At 67.2% G+C, this 16,515-nt stretch carries 17 protein-coding genes; 11 read left to right on the top strand and 6 right to left on the bottom strand.

The annotated features are described in order from the left end of the window. Window positions 1-175 precede the first annotated feature (175 nt). The 3 genes from ABD164_RS17840 (at window position 176) to ABD164_RS17830 (ending at window position 2,717) form a co-directional block, all read left to right on the top strand. On the top strand, window positions 176-883 hold the full coding sequence (locus ABD164_RS17840) for an SOS response-associated peptidase (RefSeq protein WP_344298030.1): 708 nt from the start codon (window positions 176-178) through the stop codon (window positions 881-883). 731 nt (window positions 884-1,614) lie between these two features. After that, complete coding sequence (locus ABD164_RS17835) at window positions 1,615-2,283, top strand: ParA family protein (protein ID WP_344298028.1); 669 nt, start codon at window positions 1,615-1,617, stop codon at window positions 2,281-2,283. Next, window positions 2,283-2,717: a hypothetical protein gene (locus tag ABD164_RS17830; RefSeq protein WP_344298026.1), complete on the top strand. Its 435-nt coding sequence runs from the start codon at window positions 2,283-2,285 to the stop codon at window positions 2,715-2,717. The genes ABD164_RS17835 and ABD164_RS17830 overlap by 1 nt, the downstream gene beginning before the upstream one ends. A gap of 277 nt (window positions 2,718-2,994) precedes the next feature. Here the strand turns inward: ABD164_RS17830 and ABD164_RS17825 are convergent, their stop codons facing one another. The 6 genes from ABD164_RS17825 to ABD164_RS17800 all read right to left on the bottom strand — a co-directional run bounded on the left by ABD164_RS17825 (window position 2,995) and on the right by ABD164_RS17800 (window position 7,309). Then, complete coding sequence (locus tag ABD164_RS17825; protein ID WP_344298024.1) at window positions 2,995-3,303, bottom strand: hypothetical protein; 309 nt, start codon at window positions 3,301-3,303, stop codon at window positions 2,995-2,997. An 82-nt stretch (window positions 3,304-3,385) separates the two neighbouring features. Next, entirely contained in the window at window positions 3,386-4,534 is a 1,149-nt protein-coding gene (locus ABD164_RS17820; RefSeq protein WP_344298022.1) for a hypothetical protein, read from the bottom strand. Between the two features lie 399 nt (window positions 4,535-4,933). Continuing rightward, complete coding sequence (locus ABD164_RS17815; protein ID WP_344298020.1) at window positions 4,934-5,182, bottom strand: hypothetical protein; 249 nt, start codon at window positions 5,180-5,182, stop codon at window positions 4,934-4,936. A 64-nt stretch (window positions 5,183-5,246) separates the two neighbouring features. Then, entirely contained in the window at window positions 5,247-5,828 is a 582-nt protein-coding gene (locus ABD164_RS17810; RefSeq protein ID WP_344298018.1) for a hypothetical protein, read from the bottom strand. Window positions 5,829-5,930: 102 nt separating this feature from the next. Next, window positions 5,931-7,028 (bottom strand): hypothetical protein, encoded by a 1,098-nt coding sequence (locus ABD164_RS17805; protein WP_344298016.1) that lies wholly within the window; start codon window positions 7,026-7,028, stop codon window positions 5,931-5,933. Beyond that, window positions 7,025-7,309, bottom strand: coding sequence for an ArsR/SmtB family transcription factor (locus tag ABD164_RS17800; RefSeq protein WP_344298015.1), 285 nt, complete (start codon window positions 7,307-7,309; stop codon window positions 7,025-7,027). The genes ABD164_RS17805 and ABD164_RS17800 overlap by 4 nt, the downstream gene beginning before the upstream one ends. 250 nt (window positions 7,310-7,559) lie before the next feature. Here ABD164_RS17800 and ABD164_RS17795 point away from each other — a divergent pair, with 250 nt between their 5' ends. The 8 genes from ABD164_RS17795 to ABD164_RS17760 are packed head-to-tail and all read left to right on the top strand — an operon-like array spanning window position 7,560 to window position 16,364. Further along, complete coding sequence (locus ABD164_RS17795; protein ID WP_344298013.1) at window positions 7,560-8,447, top strand: hypothetical protein; 888 nt, start codon at window positions 7,560-7,562, stop codon at window positions 8,445-8,447. After that, complete coding sequence (locus ABD164_RS17790; protein WP_344298011.1) at window positions 8,444-8,758, top strand: TrbC/VirB2 family protein; 315 nt, start codon at window positions 8,444-8,446, stop codon at window positions 8,756-8,758. The genes ABD164_RS17795 and ABD164_RS17790 overlap by 4 nt, the downstream gene beginning before the upstream one ends. Before the next feature lie 3 nt (window positions 8,759-8,761). Next, window positions 8,762-9,532 (top strand): DUF8175 domain-containg protein, encoded by a 771-nt coding sequence (locus ABD164_RS17785; protein WP_344298009.1) that lies wholly within the window; start codon window positions 8,762-8,764, stop codon window positions 9,530-9,532. Next, on the top strand, window positions 9,532-10,779 hold the full coding sequence (locus tag ABD164_RS17780; RefSeq protein WP_344298007.1) for a hypothetical protein: 1,248 nt from the start codon (window positions 9,532-9,534) through the stop codon (window positions 10,777-10,779). The genes ABD164_RS17785 and ABD164_RS17780 overlap by 1 nt, the downstream gene beginning before the upstream one ends. Then, window positions 10,776-12,278: an SCO6880 family protein gene (locus tag ABD164_RS17775; RefSeq protein ID WP_344298005.1), complete on the top strand. Its 1,503-nt coding sequence runs from the start codon at window positions 10,776-10,778 to the stop codon at window positions 12,276-12,278. Before ABD164_RS17780 ends, ABD164_RS17775 begins: the two co-directional genes overlap by 4 nt. A gap of 2 nt (window positions 12,279-12,280) precedes the next feature. Further along, the gene (locus ABD164_RS17770) at window positions 12,281-13,840 is read left to right on the top strand and encodes an ATP-binding protein (protein ID WP_344298003.1); all 1,560 of its coding nucleotides are present in this window, start codon (window positions 12,281-12,283) and stop codon (window positions 13,838-13,840) included. 11 nt (window positions 13,841-13,851) lie between these two features. Beyond that, window positions 13,852-15,630: a type IV secretory system conjugative DNA transfer family protein gene (locus tag ABD164_RS17765; protein WP_344298001.1), complete on the top strand. Its 1,779-nt coding sequence runs from the start codon at window positions 13,852-13,854 to the stop codon at window positions 15,628-15,630. Then, window positions 15,627-16,364, top strand: a complete 738-nt coding sequence (locus tag ABD164_RS17760; RefSeq protein ID WP_344297999.1) for a DUF4913 domain-containing protein — start codon at window positions 15,627-15,629, stop codon at window positions 16,362-16,364. The genes ABD164_RS17765 and ABD164_RS17760 overlap by 4 nt, the downstream gene beginning before the upstream one ends. The last annotated feature ends 151 nt before the right edge of the window (window positions 16,365-16,515 follow it).

Here is a 16,515-nt window from a genome sequence, read left to right as displayed (position 1 = left end):
CGCCGGCCTCCCTACGGAACGCGAAGCTACGTGGCGCGGACTGGCTCCCGTCGCCTGCAGGCGAGCTCAACGGCGGTGCGGTGTGGTCGGCCGAAGACCTCGATGGGATTGAAGGCCGTCGTCGGCCACCCGGTCGGCCACGGGCGGCCGACTAGCGACCGAGTAGCCTCGCACCATGTGCGGTCGATTCACGCTCAAGGAGCGGCCCGCGGACCTCGCGGCCGCGGTCGGCGCGCTCGAGGGAGACTTCTCGAGCTGGCAACCGTCGTTCAACATCCCGCCCACGGCGACGATCCCCGTGCTCGTGGAAGCGAAGCTCCCAGATTCGGAGATGTTCGGCCGACGCCTCGAACCGGCTCGTTGGGGGCTTGTGCCCGGTTGGAGCAAAGAGCTCAAACTCAAGTTCCCGACGTTCAACGCCCGCTCCGAAGGCATCGCCGAGAAGAACACCTGGCGCGGCCCGCTCAAGTCGCACCGCGCCATCGTGCCGATGGACGGCTGGTACGAGTGGACCGGGGAGAAGGGCGCCAAGGTGCCGCACTTCATCCACCACCCGGACGGCGAAACGCTCGGCGTCGCCGGCCTCTACTCCTGGTGGCTCGACCGTTCAAAGCCCGAAGACGACGACACCCGATGGACGCTCACCGCGACCATCCTCACCTCCGATGCCGTCGACGAGCTCGTGGGCATCCACGACCGATCCCCGGTGCCACTCCCCCGCGATCTCTGGGACTGGTGGCTCGACCCGTCCCTCGTCGGCGACCAGGCGATGGTCGACGACGCCGTGAAGGCCGCGCTCCCGATCGCGGAACAGCTCGCCGTCTACAGCGTGCGTCCGTTCAAGGTCGGGCAGGACGGCCCAGCCCTCATCCAGCCCGCTTAGCAGGGGCTGCTCGCCGAGTACCGTCCGCCGCTCAACCGGAAGTGAGCAGGGCAACGGCTCCCAGCTGTGCAGCTGCGGCTCAGTCGTGAACCACGGCTCGCAGAACTGGACTGGCAACTGCAGCACCTCACCCATGCCGCAACGCTACGCGCCTCGACTTAGGGCCGTCGCCGGCTTTCCACAGGCGCGCGTGCACGGACCTCAGCCCGCGATGTAGCGGGCGAGCAGCACGTAACCCTCGGGCACAAGCGCCTGCAGCGCTGCGGCCGCCGCCTAGTAGCTTGGGCCTTCGGCCTCGATTTGCTCGACGCGATCAGATCGGATCATGCCCGTTGCCGTAGTCACGCCGGCCTTCATCGAGAAGTGCGCCTGGACGAGTTCGTGGCCGGGCGGTACATACGGGGCGAGGGCATCGTAGGCGGTTCTACGATCGCTACCGGCCGCCTCGATCCTGGTCGTCTGGGTCAGTCGAATGGCGCCCCGGTCACATGCATATGACGAGCCTAAGCATGGCCAGCCACGTTCCGGGGCCATGCTCGTGACCTGAACTTTCTGGAACTCACAGAGTCTGTCAGTCTGTAACTCACAATGTTTGGAACTCTGGAAATTCCAGACTTACAGACTTACACAGTCACAGACTTACAGACTCTGGAACATCGAGACTTACAGGATTCTCGACTCGCCGACTCTGTAACTCTGTAAATCTCGAACTCACAGATTGGATTCGAAGTATGAGGATCGTTGCGCTCGTCGGCCAAAAGGGCGGCATCGGCAAGACCACCACGACGGTGAATCTCGCCGCCGTGCTCGCGAAGAACGCGAACCGCGTGCTCGTCGTCGACGTCGACCCGCAGGAGTCGACGACCTGGTGGGCCGAGAACGCGGGGGAGCGGCTGCCGTTCGACTTCACCGCCAGCGTCGACGCCTCGAACCTCGCCAACCTGCGCGAGCTCGAGGACCAGTACGACGTCGTGCTCGTCGACACTCCCGGCAACCTCGAGGCCGAGGCGATCCTCGCGGCCGTGCTCGACGTCGCCGATTTCGTCGTCGTGCCCTTGGCACCCGAAGACCTTGCCGTGCAGCCGATCGTCCGTACCGTCCGCCAGCACATCGAGCCCCGCGGGCTCCCGTACCGGATCCTGCTCAGCAAGATCGACATGCGCAACGCCGGCGAGCTCGAGGACTGGCAGCGCCTCGTCGACGAGGGCCTGGAACTGCCCCGCTTCCAGCAGGTCATCCGCTACTACAAGACCCACAAGGACGCGCCGGGCCGCGGCGACGTCGTGACGAACTACCCGGACACTCGCGCCAACCGCAACGCGATCTTCGACTACAACGCCGTCGCGTTCGAGCTCGTATCGCTGTGGGCGAACCACCCGATCAAGACAGGGAGCAGGTAATGGCACGCAAGGACCTCACGCTGCTCACCCGTCGCGTCGACGAAATGAAGTCCGCGCCAGCCGACGCGGAGCCGACTCCGGCCGTCGCCCCGGCCCCGGCTCCCGTCGCGGCCGCGCCTGCGGCGCCAGCCGCTGCGCCCCGGAAGCCCAGCGTCAAGAAGCAGCCTCGCTCAGCGCCGACACCGCGCTCCGGTGCGGTGGCCGAGGACTACGAGCGCAAGGAGACGTGGCTCCGGCCTGACCAGCAGGTCGACCTCGACCAGCTCGCCAAGCGGCTGCAGCGCGCGAAGGATCCCAGCGAGAAGACGCGCATCACCGCGAACACGATCATTCGCGTGGCCGTCGACGCCCTGCTCGAGCACGCAGACGAGCTGCAGGGCGACACCGAAGCTCAGATCCGTGAGTCTGTAACTTCCAGAGTTACAGACAAGTAGCGGCGCTTCGGTGCCGCGTCGACAGTAGATGCCTTCGCCGTCCCCACTGGGTGCAGGCCGGCCCCGGCGATGCCCGGCTGTGCCCATTGGGGGCGGGGGAGTCACCATGTCGTCGTCCCCAGGTGGGCGGGTGCTCCGTCAGCCGTCCACGTGTGGGCGCACGACCGGGGGAGTGGGGGGCTTAGCCCTCACCGAGGCACCGACGTCGCTGCCGCGGGTCGTCGCGGTTCTGCCGCGGCGCGGTCGACGACGAGCGCGAGCAGCCTGCTCGCGGCGCTCATCGGGCCACGCTGAACGCCCACTTCTCGTCGGGACAGCACGGCCCGACCCACACATATTCCGACGGCCCATACCGGCTGAGCGCCATGACGGCGCCGTGGTCGGGGCACCGCGGGAGTTCGACGCGCTCGAGGTAGTCCTCGCCCCACGTCGTGCGCGTACCCGGGTGGGGCCAGTAGATAACGGCGTCGCGCGGGCCACCGGGCCGCTCGGACGCGATGCTCTCGACGATGCCGACGATGCCGACGATGCCGCCGAGCGGGCCGGCGAGCCGCACGATGTGGCCGCGGGCGATGTGGTGGTTCATCGGTTCACGTCCTCAAGTGCCGAGTTGGTGGTCATGGCGGTCATCCTTTCAGAGGAGGCGCACGACCGGGGAGTGGGAAGGGTCAGCCCTCGCCGCGGCGCTTACGTCGCGCTGCCTCTGCGATCTCGCGATCGCTCTCGGCGCGCAGCCGGCTGAACTCCTCGGGCGAGAGCGCGGCCGCGCGCGCGGCCGCGGCACGCTCGGCGTCCCGCTCGGCGCGCTCGGCCTCGAGCTTCAGTGCCCGCGGCCGCCGCGGCACGGCGGCTTCTACGGCGGTGCGGTCGTCGACGAGCGCAAGCTGCGCTGCGGCGCGCTCGGCCTGCTCGGCGCGATACAGAGCGCGATCCTCGGTGAGCGTCGGCTCGTTCGGGTCGATGTACTCGGCGAGCAGCCAGCGGGTGTAGCCGAGCGGGTCGCCGACCTCGGCCGGGTTCATGAACCGGTACGCACGCGGTGCCGCCTCGGGGCGCTGTCCGAACTTCGCAGCGTTCGCGCGGAAGCGCAGCTCCTGCTCGAGGCGACGAGTGAGGTCGCCGGCCTCCCAGCGTGCGGGGTCGACGTCGGCCTGCTCGAGCACGCGGGCGACGCTCGAGGGGTGCACCTGGTGCAGCCAGGGGAGTCGATCGCGCACGGCGCGAGCGAACTCGAACATCTGGCGGCCCCAAATGACCCGCCCACGTCTTGACGTACCCCTCGAATTTTGCAACCCACTGTCGGGGCTGTGCGGCCGCGGAGCGGACGCTCGCTCTTGCGCGCTTGCGCGCTGGTGTTTAAATTCCTTCGAAAACGCCTCTGGCGCTTTTAACCCTCCTTCGGAGGGTAGGTGGACAAAGCGAAGATTTCGCGGGGAGATGAGGTCGCGCAGCGAGGCCATCCGTAGCTGCCGGTTGCCATGCCGGCGATACGCCGCGGCCCGCTCACTCGCTCTGAGGTAGCGGCCGTCCTCGCGCGTGCGGGCGAAGCCGAGCGCGTTCACGGCGCGCCAGAATCGCGTCATGGTGCGCTCGCTGCGCGCGACCGCGCGGCCGAGCCGTGCGCGGCCCACGGTGACGTTCCGGCCGGTGTCGTAGTCGGCGTAGCTCGAGGCCTCCTTGGCCGCCGCGAGGAAGGTCTTCGGGCTGATGCTCTCGGGCCGGCCTCCGGGCTGCGTCCAGCGGAGCTGTGCGCGGCCCTCAGGCGACGCGATCGCCCAAGCCAGCAGAGTCACCCAGGCGAGGCGGTAACGCCACACAGGGGCCTCCTGCGAGCCGGGCGCGGCTTCCGGTGCCCACGACCGACGCCGGAAGCGCACGGTCGTCGCTCGAGGGCCGTTGTAGGGCCGCTTCGCGCGCTCGTCAGCGACGAGCTCAGTCACCCATTCGGCCGGTACAAGCCATGCCGGGCGGGTCGCCGAGTCGTCAGAATCCTCCTTGAGGACGGTGTGCGCTCTCGGCGCGTCGTGTAGCCCTAACGTCGGAACGACGTTGTTCTGAGGTACGATGAACGCACCTCCTCCCAGTGAGTAGGCACGGAAAAGCCCCGGCTCTATGCCGGTTCTTCTTCGGGAATTGCCTCGATCTGAGTCCAGTCGCCAAACTCAAGTCAGATCAGGCACAGAGCTTCAGGCCCCGCCACGGCGGGGCCTCTCTCGTTAAGCCGAGTCGATAGGCAGCTCCCCGTCTTGCAGTTCGGCCTGCGGCCACCACGTCGGGTAGCCGCGCACGTCGACCTCGATATGGTCGACCAGCTCTTCGAGGAACCGCGAGGGTGACACCTTAAGGTGATACGCGAGCGTCTCGAGCTTCATCTTCGTACGTTCCTCGATCTCCCAGCCGGCGCGCACGGGCTTCACCATCGTGCCGCGCTTACGCCGGTACGGCGTCGGACCTTCGGGAGTCATACTGCCCACTTAACCGTACGGGAACGGTTAAGCCAGAGGTGACACGCCGCAATCCGTTCGCGGCTTAGCCCTCGTTTCCGGCCTCGGCCTTGCCGCGGGCGCGTGCGATCGCGAGCCCGAGGTCGGCGAGGCTACTGATGCCCGTGTGCGAGCCGGGGCCATCTACGACGAAGAAGGTCGCGGTTGCGAGCTCGCCGTCGATGTTGCCGGGATAGGCGCGGATGGTCACCAGATCGACGTCTGTCAGCGGGTAGTACATCTCGTGGCGGTCGACCCGCGGCCGTGGGGTGATCCCCTGCTCGCTCTCGATGAAATCGGAGTCATCGAGGTCTGCCGGGTCCAGCCGCCACTTGAGTTCTGCCAGAAGGGGCGATTCGGGATCGAGCTTCATCGCCTTGGCGAAGTACTCCGTCATCCTGGGCGCCATGCGTGCGAGGTACGCCTCAGCCCAAGCGCGGCGCAGGTGTGCCTGCTTCTCCCGCTTGGCGTCCTCTGCCGCGTCATCGCTGGCACGCTTCGCATCGGCGGCGGAAAGCGCGAGGGCGGTGAGACTCGAGTGGTCGAGCTTCTCGAAGAATTCGCGCTCGGCACGCTCGCGTGCCTCCTTCGTCGCCTGCAGCATCGTGCGGATGTCCTGGTTCGGCATGTGAGTCCCCCGGTCATGTGAAGTGGTTGGTTTCGTCTCCTGGCAGACCCATCATGCCGAGGAGGTGTGTCAGGGCCTCTGAGGGCCTGTGGATAACGTCGGCTAGTCCGTCGTGATGTTGAGCACCTTCGTCTCCGCGTAGGCGAGGTCGAGGTGAAGGTGGTCGGGGGAGTCATCGAACTGCGTGAAGTTCTTGAGGCTGAGCGATGCACCTGCTGCGGCGCGCACGTCGACCTGCCCGGCGCGCGCGCCTACGGGCACCATCGGGTCAAGGAGACGAATGAGCTTGAGCGAGTGCTCGTCGGCGCCAGTGAGACTCTGGCCGTTGAGCATGTAGAAGTCGACGGCGTTGCCGCCGCCGTTCACCCAGTGCGAGGACCCGGTGCCGGCACCGAGCAGCGAGCCGGTGCACTTTCGGTTGAGGTCGGAGACGCCGACGCTCTCGAAGTTGTGCAGGGCCACCACGATCATCTGGAGCACGCCGACGTCGATGCCGCAGTTCGGCGCAGACTTGCCCTCGGCGATGTTCTGGATCTGCGTCCAGTACTCGTCCTCGAGCGTCTTGAAGCGTCCGTCCTTCTTCGCGTTGACGATCTCGGTCGCCAATGCTTGGGCGTTGCCGCTCACAGAGCATGCTCCGGCTTTCCGGGTCGTCTCGAGCGCGGTCACGACCTGCACGGCCGGGGCATACCACTTCGTGTAGTGGTTGGGGTCGGCGTTCACCTGCACCAGGTGTGCGACCTCGGTCGGCTCCAGCGCTTGCCAGTTGGGCACGCCCATGAGGTCCTGGAAGAAGATCGTCGCTGAGGTGAAGGGGTCCATTCGCTGCGCGGCGGAGCCCTTCCATTCCTGCTGCTGGAACAGGCCGATGCTTGTTGCGACCGATCCGTCAGGGTTGATCGCGCCGTCTCCGTGGCTGATGTTCTTGAGAGACGATTCGCCCATCGCCGTCATCACGCCGATGATCTGAGCCTCACGCGGCAGTTTGAGCGCAGTTGCGGCGTTCATGATCGCAGCGGCATTTTCGAGCTGGTCGCCGCTGTAGCCGGCAACCGATCCCGCCTTCGGGGCGATCACTTGCGGCGAGCAAGTCGCCGCTGCTGAGGCACCGACGCCGGCGAACAGAACCACGATGATGATGACGGGCGCGAGCACGACGGCCAGAAGGGCCATCAGCGCCCCGCCGCCCTTCTCGTTCACTCCGAGGTGTCCTTGCCCTCGAGGTAGTCGAGGAAGCGGCGAATCGCCTCGTCGCGACCTTCTCGGTTGAGCTTGTAGACGCGCCAGTGCGAGGAACGGCCCTCGCTGGCTGGCTCGCTGGTAACTCCACCCTCGGTCTCAAGCTTCCCGAGATACGACCAGATCGTTCGGTAGTGGACGCCGAGGTCACGTCCGATGTCACCGGACGTAGCACCTTCGGGGTGTTGCGCGAGGTAGCGGAGGATCGCCGCGCGCATCGGATGAATGCCCAGAAGGCTCATCGCTGCCTCGTCTTCGGGCTGCAGTGGGGGAAGTACATACGACGGCACCTTCCAAGTATGGGGGACTAGCCCCGTTCGATCATATGCACTATAATTGCATATGAGCGAAAGGGTCACAATGTCTATTGACGCTCGGTTTGGAACCGCACCCCCGAGTGGGGGATACTCAGCGCGCCACGTCGACCTACCCGGCGGCGGCGCTGCGGCTGGGGGGCTCGCGCAGGCAACTTCGGAGAGCCAAGGGAGGGTCGTGCTCGAAATCGTCGAAGGTCACGATCGCTCGTGGACGATTGCAGGCTTCGGCATCCGAGTGCCCGACCTGCAGCCGGCTGCGCAGTATGTACTCAGCCACGCCGCAATGCTCGTGGCGGGACCCGGCCCTTGGCCGATCCGTCTGCACATGGAGGGAACCGTCTTCGAGCTCGTGCTCGGCGCCGACGGTGGGGTGACTCTGGATCCTCGATCGGCTTCCACGCCGACCGTCTGGGGCTGGCTCTTCCCAGCTGGTCGGTTCAGCGAGCATCTCGCACCGCCGACCGCTCCTCTGGTCGCGTCGGCCCCGCCCGTCGTGCAGCCGGTCGTCATGGACAACGGGTTCGGCCCAGCAGAAGCTTGCCCGTACCCCGGATGGCATCGCGCGACTGAGGGCGGCAAGTACTGCACGGGCTGCGGGAAACAGCGCCCTGCAGGGGAGGGGCCTGAGGGTGTGCTGTTCGTGTCGGCGCACCACTCGGCGGGAACGACCACCTGGGCGACCCTCCTTGGAGGTGCTGACATGCGCCAGCAGATGCCCCTGACGGGTCAGGTCGTCGGCGTGTGCCGTGCGACTCCCGGTGGCATCAACGCCATGAAGAAGCTCATCGGCGAACACGGTGTCGAGCGGTTCCGTTCGGTGCTCGTCGTCGCCGATGCTCCCGGTCGGATGCTGCCGCAGGCGGCCCGCGAGGTTAAGAGCCTCGCGGGCGGCGTGCCGGTGGTCGTCGTTCCGTGGATTTCCAAGCTCCGGGGCGTCGATGCTCCGGCAAGCGCGGCCGCGCTCATCGCGCGGCCCGTCGCACGCGTCAGGAACGAGCTCGAGCGCGCCGCCCGCGTCGTGCCGCGCGAGTTCCGACACAACCACAACAGGAGGAATGGATGATTGCAAAGCTGGCCGCAACTGCGGCTCATGTCCCGATGGAGCCGTTCTGTCTGCCGCCTGATGCAGTCAACGCGATGGACACCGCCAAGTTCTGGGTGACGGTGATCGCGGGCGCATTCGCGGTCATCGCCCTGGTCATCATCGGCATCGGCATGTTCTTCCAGCACAATCGCGGCGACGGCGGCGAGATGATCAAGAAGCTCGGCTGGTGGATTGCAGGCTGCATCCTCGTCGCGGCTGCGGCGGGCATCACTGCGATCTTCCTCAACCCGCCGACGAACTGCGTGCCGGCTCCCGGCCTCGGAGGCTGAACGATGGGGCGTTTCCGTGAAGCCGCGAACGATGCGTGGAGCTCGCCGGGGGCGAAGATTGCCGCAATCACCGTGCTGGCTCTCTGCGGCCTGATCGCGCTTGTCGTGATCTTCCTCAGCGTGTTCTACCCGGTGAAGCCCGGCAACGATGGCTCTGCAACCGCAGCGCCCACCGAGACGCCCCGCCCCTCGCAGTCGCAGGCGCCGACCTCCCCTGCGGAGGCCGGCGCCTGCAACACCCCGCGTGGCGACACCTCGTACATGCCGGCGCTCCCCTCCGATCTTCGGTGGACGGCAGCGGGCGGCGTCGCGTGGCCCGTTTCGGACGAGTACGGCCCGACGAAGACCGATGACGGGCACGGAGTGTGCTTCGCTCAGTCACCGCTCGGAGCTGCTCTGCTGCTCGCCACGATGACGGCGAGCACCTCGCAGCAGTCGAGCACGGTCGATGACTATCTGTTCTACATCCAGGACAGCGTGGGCAAGGACGTCTTCGCCGAGGCGTTCGCAGGCTACTCCGGTGCTTCGAGCGACCTCGCAACGGGCCGCTCCAACATCGCCGGGTTCCGGACGGTTGCGTTCAGCCCCAACGAGGCCCAGATCGGCCTCGTGCTGACCGCTCCGGGGACAGCGACCGGCTACCTCGAGGGGTACTTCACCCTCGACTGGGTGAACGACGACTGGCGAGTGCGCGTCACCAACGATGGGGCATTCGCCCCGGTGCCGTTTGCGGCCGTTGCCGAAGGTGGATTCGTAGATTGGCGGGATCAGTAGTGGATGAAGAGAGCTGCGCCCTCCCCTCGAACTGGGCAAGCTGCGCAGGAAACGCGCTCACCGACAGCGCGAGCGACAACTTCGCGAAGTCGATGGCCGAAGGATTCGACCAGATCTTCAAGGAGTTCGCGACGTCGTGGATCGGGCAGGGCATGCTCGTCGACCTCAACAGCGCGAACGTCGAGTGGTTCAAGTACTCGCTCTCCATGATCACTGCGTTCCTCGCCGTGATCGGGATTGCGATCGCAGGCGCACGCGTTGCCTACTACCACCGCGGCGAGGAGTTCGGACAGATCATGCGCGCTCTCGCACGTCTGATCTTTGTCGCGACCGCGGGCACTGCGGCGGTCTCGATCCTGCTCCTGCTGGGCGACTCATTCGGCAAGTGGGTGCTCGACAGCGCAGGCTTGACCGCGACAACCCTCGTGGTCAGTTCTGCCATCACGGCGATTGCTCCTGGCCTCGCGATCGTGCTCGGCCTGTTCGGCATCCTCGCCGTCATGTGCCAGTGGGGCATCATGCTCGTGCGCGGTGCCATCCTTCCGCTCCTCATCGGCTTCTGGCCGACCGCCGCAGCGGTCGCGATGATCAAGGGCGGCGAGCAAGCATTCGATGGCGTGACCAAGTGGCTGCTCGCCTTCATCATCTACAGCCCCATCGCTGCGTCGATCTATGCGCTCGCGTGGCGGCTCAACTCGAACGTCAACGACCTTGCGGGCGTTGTAACCGGCGTGATTCTGATCATCCTGGCGGTTGCGGCGCTGCCCGCGCTTATGCGGCTGCTCGGCCCGGTGTCGAGTGCCCTCGGCAAGGCCACCGGCGGCGGCATGGCGATGGGAGTCACGTCGACCGCGGTCGCCGCAGGCGTCGCAGTGGGGGCAACCGTTGCGACCGCTGGTGCGGCGGGCGCGGGCGCGGGCGCCGCAGCGGCTGGGGGCGGTTCCTCCACGGCGGCGACTACCGCGCCACCTACGGCTAGCACCGGCGCAACCGCGACCGAGACGGCGGGTAGTACCGGCGCAGATGGCGCAGTCGGCGGTTCCGGCGCAACGGGCAGCACTGGCGCGGAGGGCGCGGTTGGTGATCCCGGCGCGAGCGGTGCCAACGGAGCAGCGGGCGCAGGGGACTCGAGCGCGTCGGCCGCGAGCGGTAGCAGCGGCGGCCGCCAAGCGATGTGGAACGGCGCACAGGCCGCGACGGATGGGCGCGGCGACAACAACTCGGCTGAGGGGATGGTTTCGGAATGAGCGAGAAAGCACCGCGGATCAAGTTTGGGAACTGGCTGCCGACAGGCCCGACCTACGTCGGCCCGCTGAGCTACTTCGGCTGGGGAATCCTCGTCGTGGGCATTCTGGTCGCCGTCATGTCGTCGATTCTCGGCAACCTGCCGTTCGGGCTGCTGATCGTCTCGGCTGCGATGATTTTCCTGCTGTTCTTCAACGTCCGGTTCGGCGAGCTCGACGCGGGACGTAGCCTCGCCTCGCGGATCGGCGAGCGGATGAACCACGCGGGCCGGAACATGGCTGGCGAGACGGCGTATGCGACGGGCCTGTTCTCCGAGCTGCCCTCCGAGAACCTGACGGCTCTGCCGGGTGCGCTCGTCCAGATTGAAGAGCTCGACGGCCTCGACGGCACCGGTCACCCGTACACCCTGCTCCACCACCGGGCGGTGCGGCTGATCTCGGCAACGATGACGAGCGTGCCGGACGGCACCGAGCTCCTTCCGCAGGAGATGAAGAACACGCAGGTTTCCCGTTTCGGCGCCTGGGTGGCGTCACTCTCCCGTGACAGCGCGGTTGCAGGCGCAACCGTCACGATCGATTCCGCATACTCGTCGAAAGCGCCACTGGTTCGGAAGCTGCACTCCGAGATCTCGCCGGCCGCGCCGATCGTGGCGCAGCGAGCACTGCTCGAGGCGACTCAGCTCCTGCCCAACCGGCACACCGAGACCCACACCTACGGCACGGTCGTCTGGAGCGTCCCCAAGCTCGGCGAATCCGTTGAGGAAGCGGCGGCTGAGGTGGCCGCCAAGCTGCCGTACCACCGTCAGGGCCTGTACGCGGCCGGTGCCGGCCTCCCGATGACGGCCGATTCGCACGAGCTCGCTCGGATGATGCGCGTCGCCTATCAGCCGATGCGTTCAAGCGAGCACGGCTCTGACGAACTCGCCGGGCACGACTTCACGATGCGCCTCGTCGACGCTGGCCCCGACTACTTCGACGAGTCGCAGCGTCGCGTCGTGTTCCACGACGGTGTGGCGTCGATGACGGCGATGATGACCATCCCGCCGCGCATGCACATCACCGAAGACACCTTCAAGGAGTTGTTCGCGCCCGCCGACAAGTTCCTCCGCAAGCGGGTCACGGTGTTCTACCGCCCGCTCAGCTCGGCCGAGGCGCAGCGCGTCGCGCAGAAGCTCCGCAAGTCGGCAGGTGTGCAGGCCACGTCCAAGGGCCAGCAGTCGAGCTTTGACGAGCACAAGAAGAAGCTCGCGCAGAAGACCGAGAGTGAGCTCGTCGAGGGCGCTTCGATGACTACGTTCTCGCTGATGGTGACGGTGACCTTCGAGGCCAACGAGAAGGCGTACCGCGCGGCGACGACGCAGCTCAAGTCGCTGCTCGAGGCCACCAACCTCTCCTACCGTTTCGTGGAGCGAGGCACCTCAGCGGCGTTCCACTCGACGCTGCCTCTCGGGGTACTGCCCTGGATGTACAAGTCCACGTTCGCAACGCTGATGGGAGAGTGACGATGCCGACCAAGGATCGCGTGCGCAGCCCGTTCCGAACCCCCTCACTGGCGAAGACGGCCCGCGGTTTCGCGGGCCGCTTCGGTGGCCGGTGGGGCACCGTCCCCCAGCCGCCGCAGTGGTACACGACGAGCGTGCAGGTGTGCGGCGTCTACCCCTACAGCGCGGGTAGCGCCCGCCCCACCGATGGGGCACCGCTCGGCCGCGACCGCCGCGTCGGCACCGCCGTATGCACCGATCACGAATCCCTCTACCGGGCTGGCGTGATTTCGAGCCCGTCGATGATGCTGTTCGGCATCAACGGCGTCGGTAAGTCGTCAACCGCTCAGACGATCCTCCTCGGGCAGGCAGCCCGCGGTATCACGCTCGGCGTGCACAACCCGATCAAGGCCGGCGAGCACACGGCGCTGATCCGCGCGCTCGGCGGGCCCGTCTGGGAGGTTGGCCCCTCGGCCAGCAACCACAAGATCAACCTGCTCGCGCCCGGCCCGCTTGGCGAGGCTGCGCGACGCATCGGCGGCGACACCGGCCGAGAGCTCGAGCACCTGGCCCGCGACAAGGCCATCCAGCTGACGCAGCTCATCGCGCGCACGACGCGCGGCGAGCCGCTGCATGACATCGAGGATGCGGTGCTCGAGGCGCTTGTCGACGACGCGCGCACGCGCAACGCGCGCCCGGCGACCGCACACCTCCTGGAGGCGTTCTCGTCGCCGTCAGAGCGAGTGCTGGGCATCGCAGGCTACAACGACGCGGGGGCGTTCTACGAGCGGCACCGCCGTCTCGGGGAGACGCTCCGAGCTATGCTCTCCGGCGAAATGGGCCGGATGCTCGGCGGTGACGCCGATACCGTGCAGTACGACCCCGGAAACCCTGGCGGCTGGTGCTTCGATACGAGCGCCATTCCCGAGTCGAACACCAAGCTGCTGTCGGCCGCGATGCTGTCCTCGTGGTCACTCGGCATGGACATCATCGACGCGCACTGGGAACTCGCGAAGCATGAGCGGCAACTCGCCGAGCGTGCCGCACGCGAAGGCGAGCTGTACACGCCGAAGGTGACGTGGCGCGGCTACTCGACCCTCATGGACGAGTTCTGGTACCCGATCCGCGCCTGTGAAGGCATCGTCGATCGCGTCGACCGGCTCTCGCGCACGAACCGCTCCATCGGTTCGGCCGACATGAAGGTGACGCACTCCCCGAAGGACATGCTCTCGCTGCCGAACCCGGCCGACCGGGAGAAGGCGCGCGGCCTCGCCGAACGCGCGGGTCTGCTCGGCCTGATGGCCCTCACCCGTGAGGACCTCGAAATGCTCAGCCGCGTCCGGTCGCTCACCGAGAAGGAGATCGACACGGTGGCCGGCTTCAACTCGTCGCCGAGCTGGTCCAAGCCGAAGGCCCCGCGCGGCGCTCGACGGGATGCCGCCGCCAAGCCGCCGGCCCCTCCCGGCGCCGGTCTGATCCTCCTCAAGGTGCCCGAGCGCGTCGGCATCGAGGTTCAGATGCTTCAGACGAGCGTGCAGGCGAACCTGCACGTCACCGACACCCGCTACCGCGAACAGGACTGAGAGGCGACGACATGGCAGTGCCCGGCCGCACCAACATCGGAGGCTCTCCATGGCCTCTGCTCGCCGTCCTCGGGGTCGGCGTCCTCGTGCTCGTTGACGTGTGGGGAGCCTTCCGACTCGCCCACACCTTCAACGGGTCGGCAGACAACTTGCCGTCCGACCCGTTCCTGACCATTGCCGCCCTGGTTCACGGGCAGGCGGCATGGCCCACCACGGCGACGATCCTGCTGGTCGGGTTCGTCGTCGTTGAGCTCGTCGCCGCGATCGTGCTCGGCGTGATGTTCACGAAGAACCGCGGCAAGCGCTCTCGTGTCGACGACGCCTCCCGATACATGGGCCGCGGCCGCGACCTCGACGGCGTGAGCCTTCAGAATGCGGCCGCCTTCGCGAAGCGCGTCGGCATCGAGGGCGATGTGAAGGGCGTCTTCATCGGCGAGTCCGTCTCGGGCGCGCAGCCGCTCTACTCGAGCTGGGAAGACGTGATGATCCTGATCGCTGGCCCTCGCACGGGCAAGAGCACGAGCTTCGCGATCCCGCAGATCGTGGAGGCTCCGGGTAGCGTCCTCGTGACCTCGAACAAGCGCGACGTCGTGGACGCGACCCGCGACATTCGCGCTCAGCACGGAGATGTGTGGGTCTTCGACCCGCAGGCGATCGCGCTCGAGGAACCGGTCTGGTGGTGGAACCCGCTGAGCTACGTGACCGACGAAGTGAAGGCGGCGAAGCTGGCCGAGCACTTCGCCGCGGGGTCACGCACAGTCGGTGGGTCGTCGTCGGACTACTTCGACAACGCCGGTCAGAACTTGCTCGCCGACCTGCTGCTGGCAGCCGCTCTCAGCTCCCGGCCGATCACCGACGTGTACCTCTGGACGACGCGGCCTGCTGATGAGACGCCCGCGGAGATCCTCGAAGAACACAACTACACGCTGCAGGCGGCTCGGCTGTTCGGCGCAATCAACCTGCCGGACAAGCAGCGTGGAGGTATCTACGGCACGGCGGCCGAGATGGCCTCGTGCCTCACGAACCGGCAGGTCGCACGCTGGGTCACCCCGCAGAGTCCTGCAGACCCGCGGCCGCAGTTCGACCCGCAAGCATTCGTACAGCGCACGGATTCGCTCTACTCGCTCTCGAAGGAGGGCCGTGGTAGCGCCGGCCCCCTTGTCACCGCGCTTACCGTCGCCGTGTGCGAGGCCGCGGAGGAACTCGCTTCGCGCTCGAGCTACGGTCGGCTCGCCAAGCCGCTACTGTGCATCCTCGACGAGGCGGCGAACGTATGCCGGTGGCGCGAACTCCCGAACCTGTACAGCCACTACGGGTCTCGCGGCATCATTCCGCTGACGATCCTGCAGTCCTGGTCGCAGGGTGTCGATGTGTGGGGCGAGTCAGGCATGCGGAAGCTGTGGAGCGCCGCGAACATCGCCATCTACGGCGGCAGCGTGAAGGAGAAGGCCTTCCTCGAAGATCTGTCGAGCATGGTCGGCGACTACGAGCGCGTCGTTTCGTCGACATCGACCGGGCGCGGACAGCGCACGGTCTCGCAGCAGTCGCAGCGTGAGCGCATCCTCGACGTGGCGGACCTGGCTGCGATGCCGAAGGGTCGCGCACTCGTCCTGTCGTCGGGCAACCGTCCGGCGCTGATCCGCACTCGGCACTGGGCACGAGGTTCCTACAAAGAGCAGATCGAGGCGTCGATCCTCGCGCACGACCCGGCCGCGGCACAGACGATCGCGGGCGGCGAGGCCGAGCTCGTGGCGAACGAACACGAACTCGCATCGAAGGAGGCAGCATGAGCGACTGGGGCGACGAGTTCGAGGCCGGCCCTCAGACGGCATCGACCGATGCGGTGACGGATGCCTCCCCGGCACCGCGCCGGGCGTTCGGCGTTGACGTTCCGGCCCTCGCCGCTGAGGTCGTCGACGTCGCGGTGAAGGCGGCGATCCGAAAGGAGATCGCGAAGATCGGTGCTGAGGCGGCCGCCGATGCACTCACGGAGGACGTGCTCGTGAAGCTCCGCGAGCGAGCTGCCGAAGCTGCAAGGGCGGCCGTAGACGAACAGGTCGCTGCGAATGATGCAGACGCCGCGGCTGCTGCCGAATCCGAGGCGGAGGCCGACGCCGAGCCTCAACCACGGCTCTACTACGGCAGCGTCGACGAGTTCGTGCGCGAGTACCTTCGGTACGCCTACAAGCGCGTCATCACCGGGACGGGCACGGGTCACCACTGGGCCGCTGATTGGTGGCGCTACGACGAGGCCGTTATTCGCCTCGAGGCGATCTGGCGTGCATGGGAGGCGCTTCGCCTCGACGCTGCAACGGGAATGAGCACCTGGTGGCGCGATCACGCGGACTACCACATGGGCGTCCTGCTTGATGCGGATGGCCCGTTCAAGGGCGCGCAAGGCGACGACCACAAGAACAAGCGTGGCGAGCCGCTGCCGTATCTCGCGCCGCCGCCCGAGCTATTCCCAGACGTGCGCGAACCGCTCGACGCGGCCGCCGTCGAGTCGCCCGCCGAAGCTGCGTAACGCACGAGAGAGGGGCCGCACCAATTGGTGCGGCCCCTCTCTCGTGCCCGAGCTCAGCGCTCGAGTCCGCCCCGCTCCTTCGTGCGGCTGCGGCTCAGCTTGGATCGCACCTTCGGCGATCGCGACGGGCTTCCCGTGGCAACGGCGGCCG

It is taken from the genome of Agromyces neolithicus, from assembly GCF_039529735.1.
GTDB lineage: Bacteria > Actinomycetota > Actinomycetes > Actinomycetales > Microbacteriaceae > Agromyces > Agromyces neolithicus.
This window is presented reverse-complemented; position numbering and strand designations above follow the sequence as displayed.

Bases quoted from the DNA above. Each gene is read 5' to 3' on its own strand.
- ABD164_RS17840 (WP_344298030.1), top strand. From the start codon at position 176: ATGTGCGGTCGATTCACGCTCAAGGAGCGGCCCGCGGACCTCGCGGCC.
- ABD164_RS17835 (WP_344298028.1), top strand. From the start codon at position 1,615: ATGAGGATCGTTGCGCTCGTCGGCCAAAAGGGCGGCATCGGCAAGACC.
- ABD164_RS17830 (WP_344298026.1), top strand. From the start codon at position 2,283: ATGGCACGCAAGGACCTCACGCTGCTCACCCGTCGCGTCGACGAAATG.
- ABD164_RS17825 (WP_344298024.1), bottom strand. From the start codon at position 3,303: ATGAACCACCACATCGCCCGCGGCCACATCGTGCGGCTCGCCGGCCCG.
- ABD164_RS17815 (WP_344298020.1), bottom strand. From the start codon at position 5,182: ATGACTCCCGAAGGTCCGACGCCGTACCGGCGTAAGCGCGGCACGATG.
- ABD164_RS17810 (WP_344298018.1), bottom strand. From the start codon at position 5,828: ATGCCGAACCAGGACATCCGCACGATGCTGCAGGCGACGAAGGAGGCA.
- ABD164_RS17800 (WP_344298015.1), bottom strand. From the start codon at position 7,309: ATGAGCCTTCTGGGCATTCATCCGATGCGCGCGGCGATCCTCCGCTAC.
- ABD164_RS17790 (WP_344298011.1), top strand. From the start codon at position 8,444: ATGATTGCAAAGCTGGCCGCAACTGCGGCTCATGTCCCGATGGAGCCG.
- ABD164_RS17785 (WP_344298009.1), top strand. From the start codon at position 8,762: ATGGGGCGTTTCCGTGAAGCCGCGAACGATGCGTGGAGCTCGCCGGGG.
- ABD164_RS17775 (WP_344298005.1), top strand. From the start codon at position 10,776: ATGAGCGAGAAAGCACCGCGGATCAAGTTTGGGAACTGGCTGCCGACA.
- ABD164_RS17770 (WP_344298003.1), top strand. From the start codon at position 12,281: ATGCCGACCAAGGATCGCGTGCGCAGCCCGTTCCGAACCCCCTCACTG.
- ABD164_RS17765 (WP_344298001.1), top strand. From the start codon at position 13,852: ATGGCAGTGCCCGGCCGCACCAACATCGGAGGCTCTCCATGGCCTCTG.
- ABD164_RS17760 (WP_344297999.1), top strand. From the start codon at position 15,627: ATGAGCGACTGGGGCGACGAGTTCGAGGCCGGCCCTCAGACGGCATCG.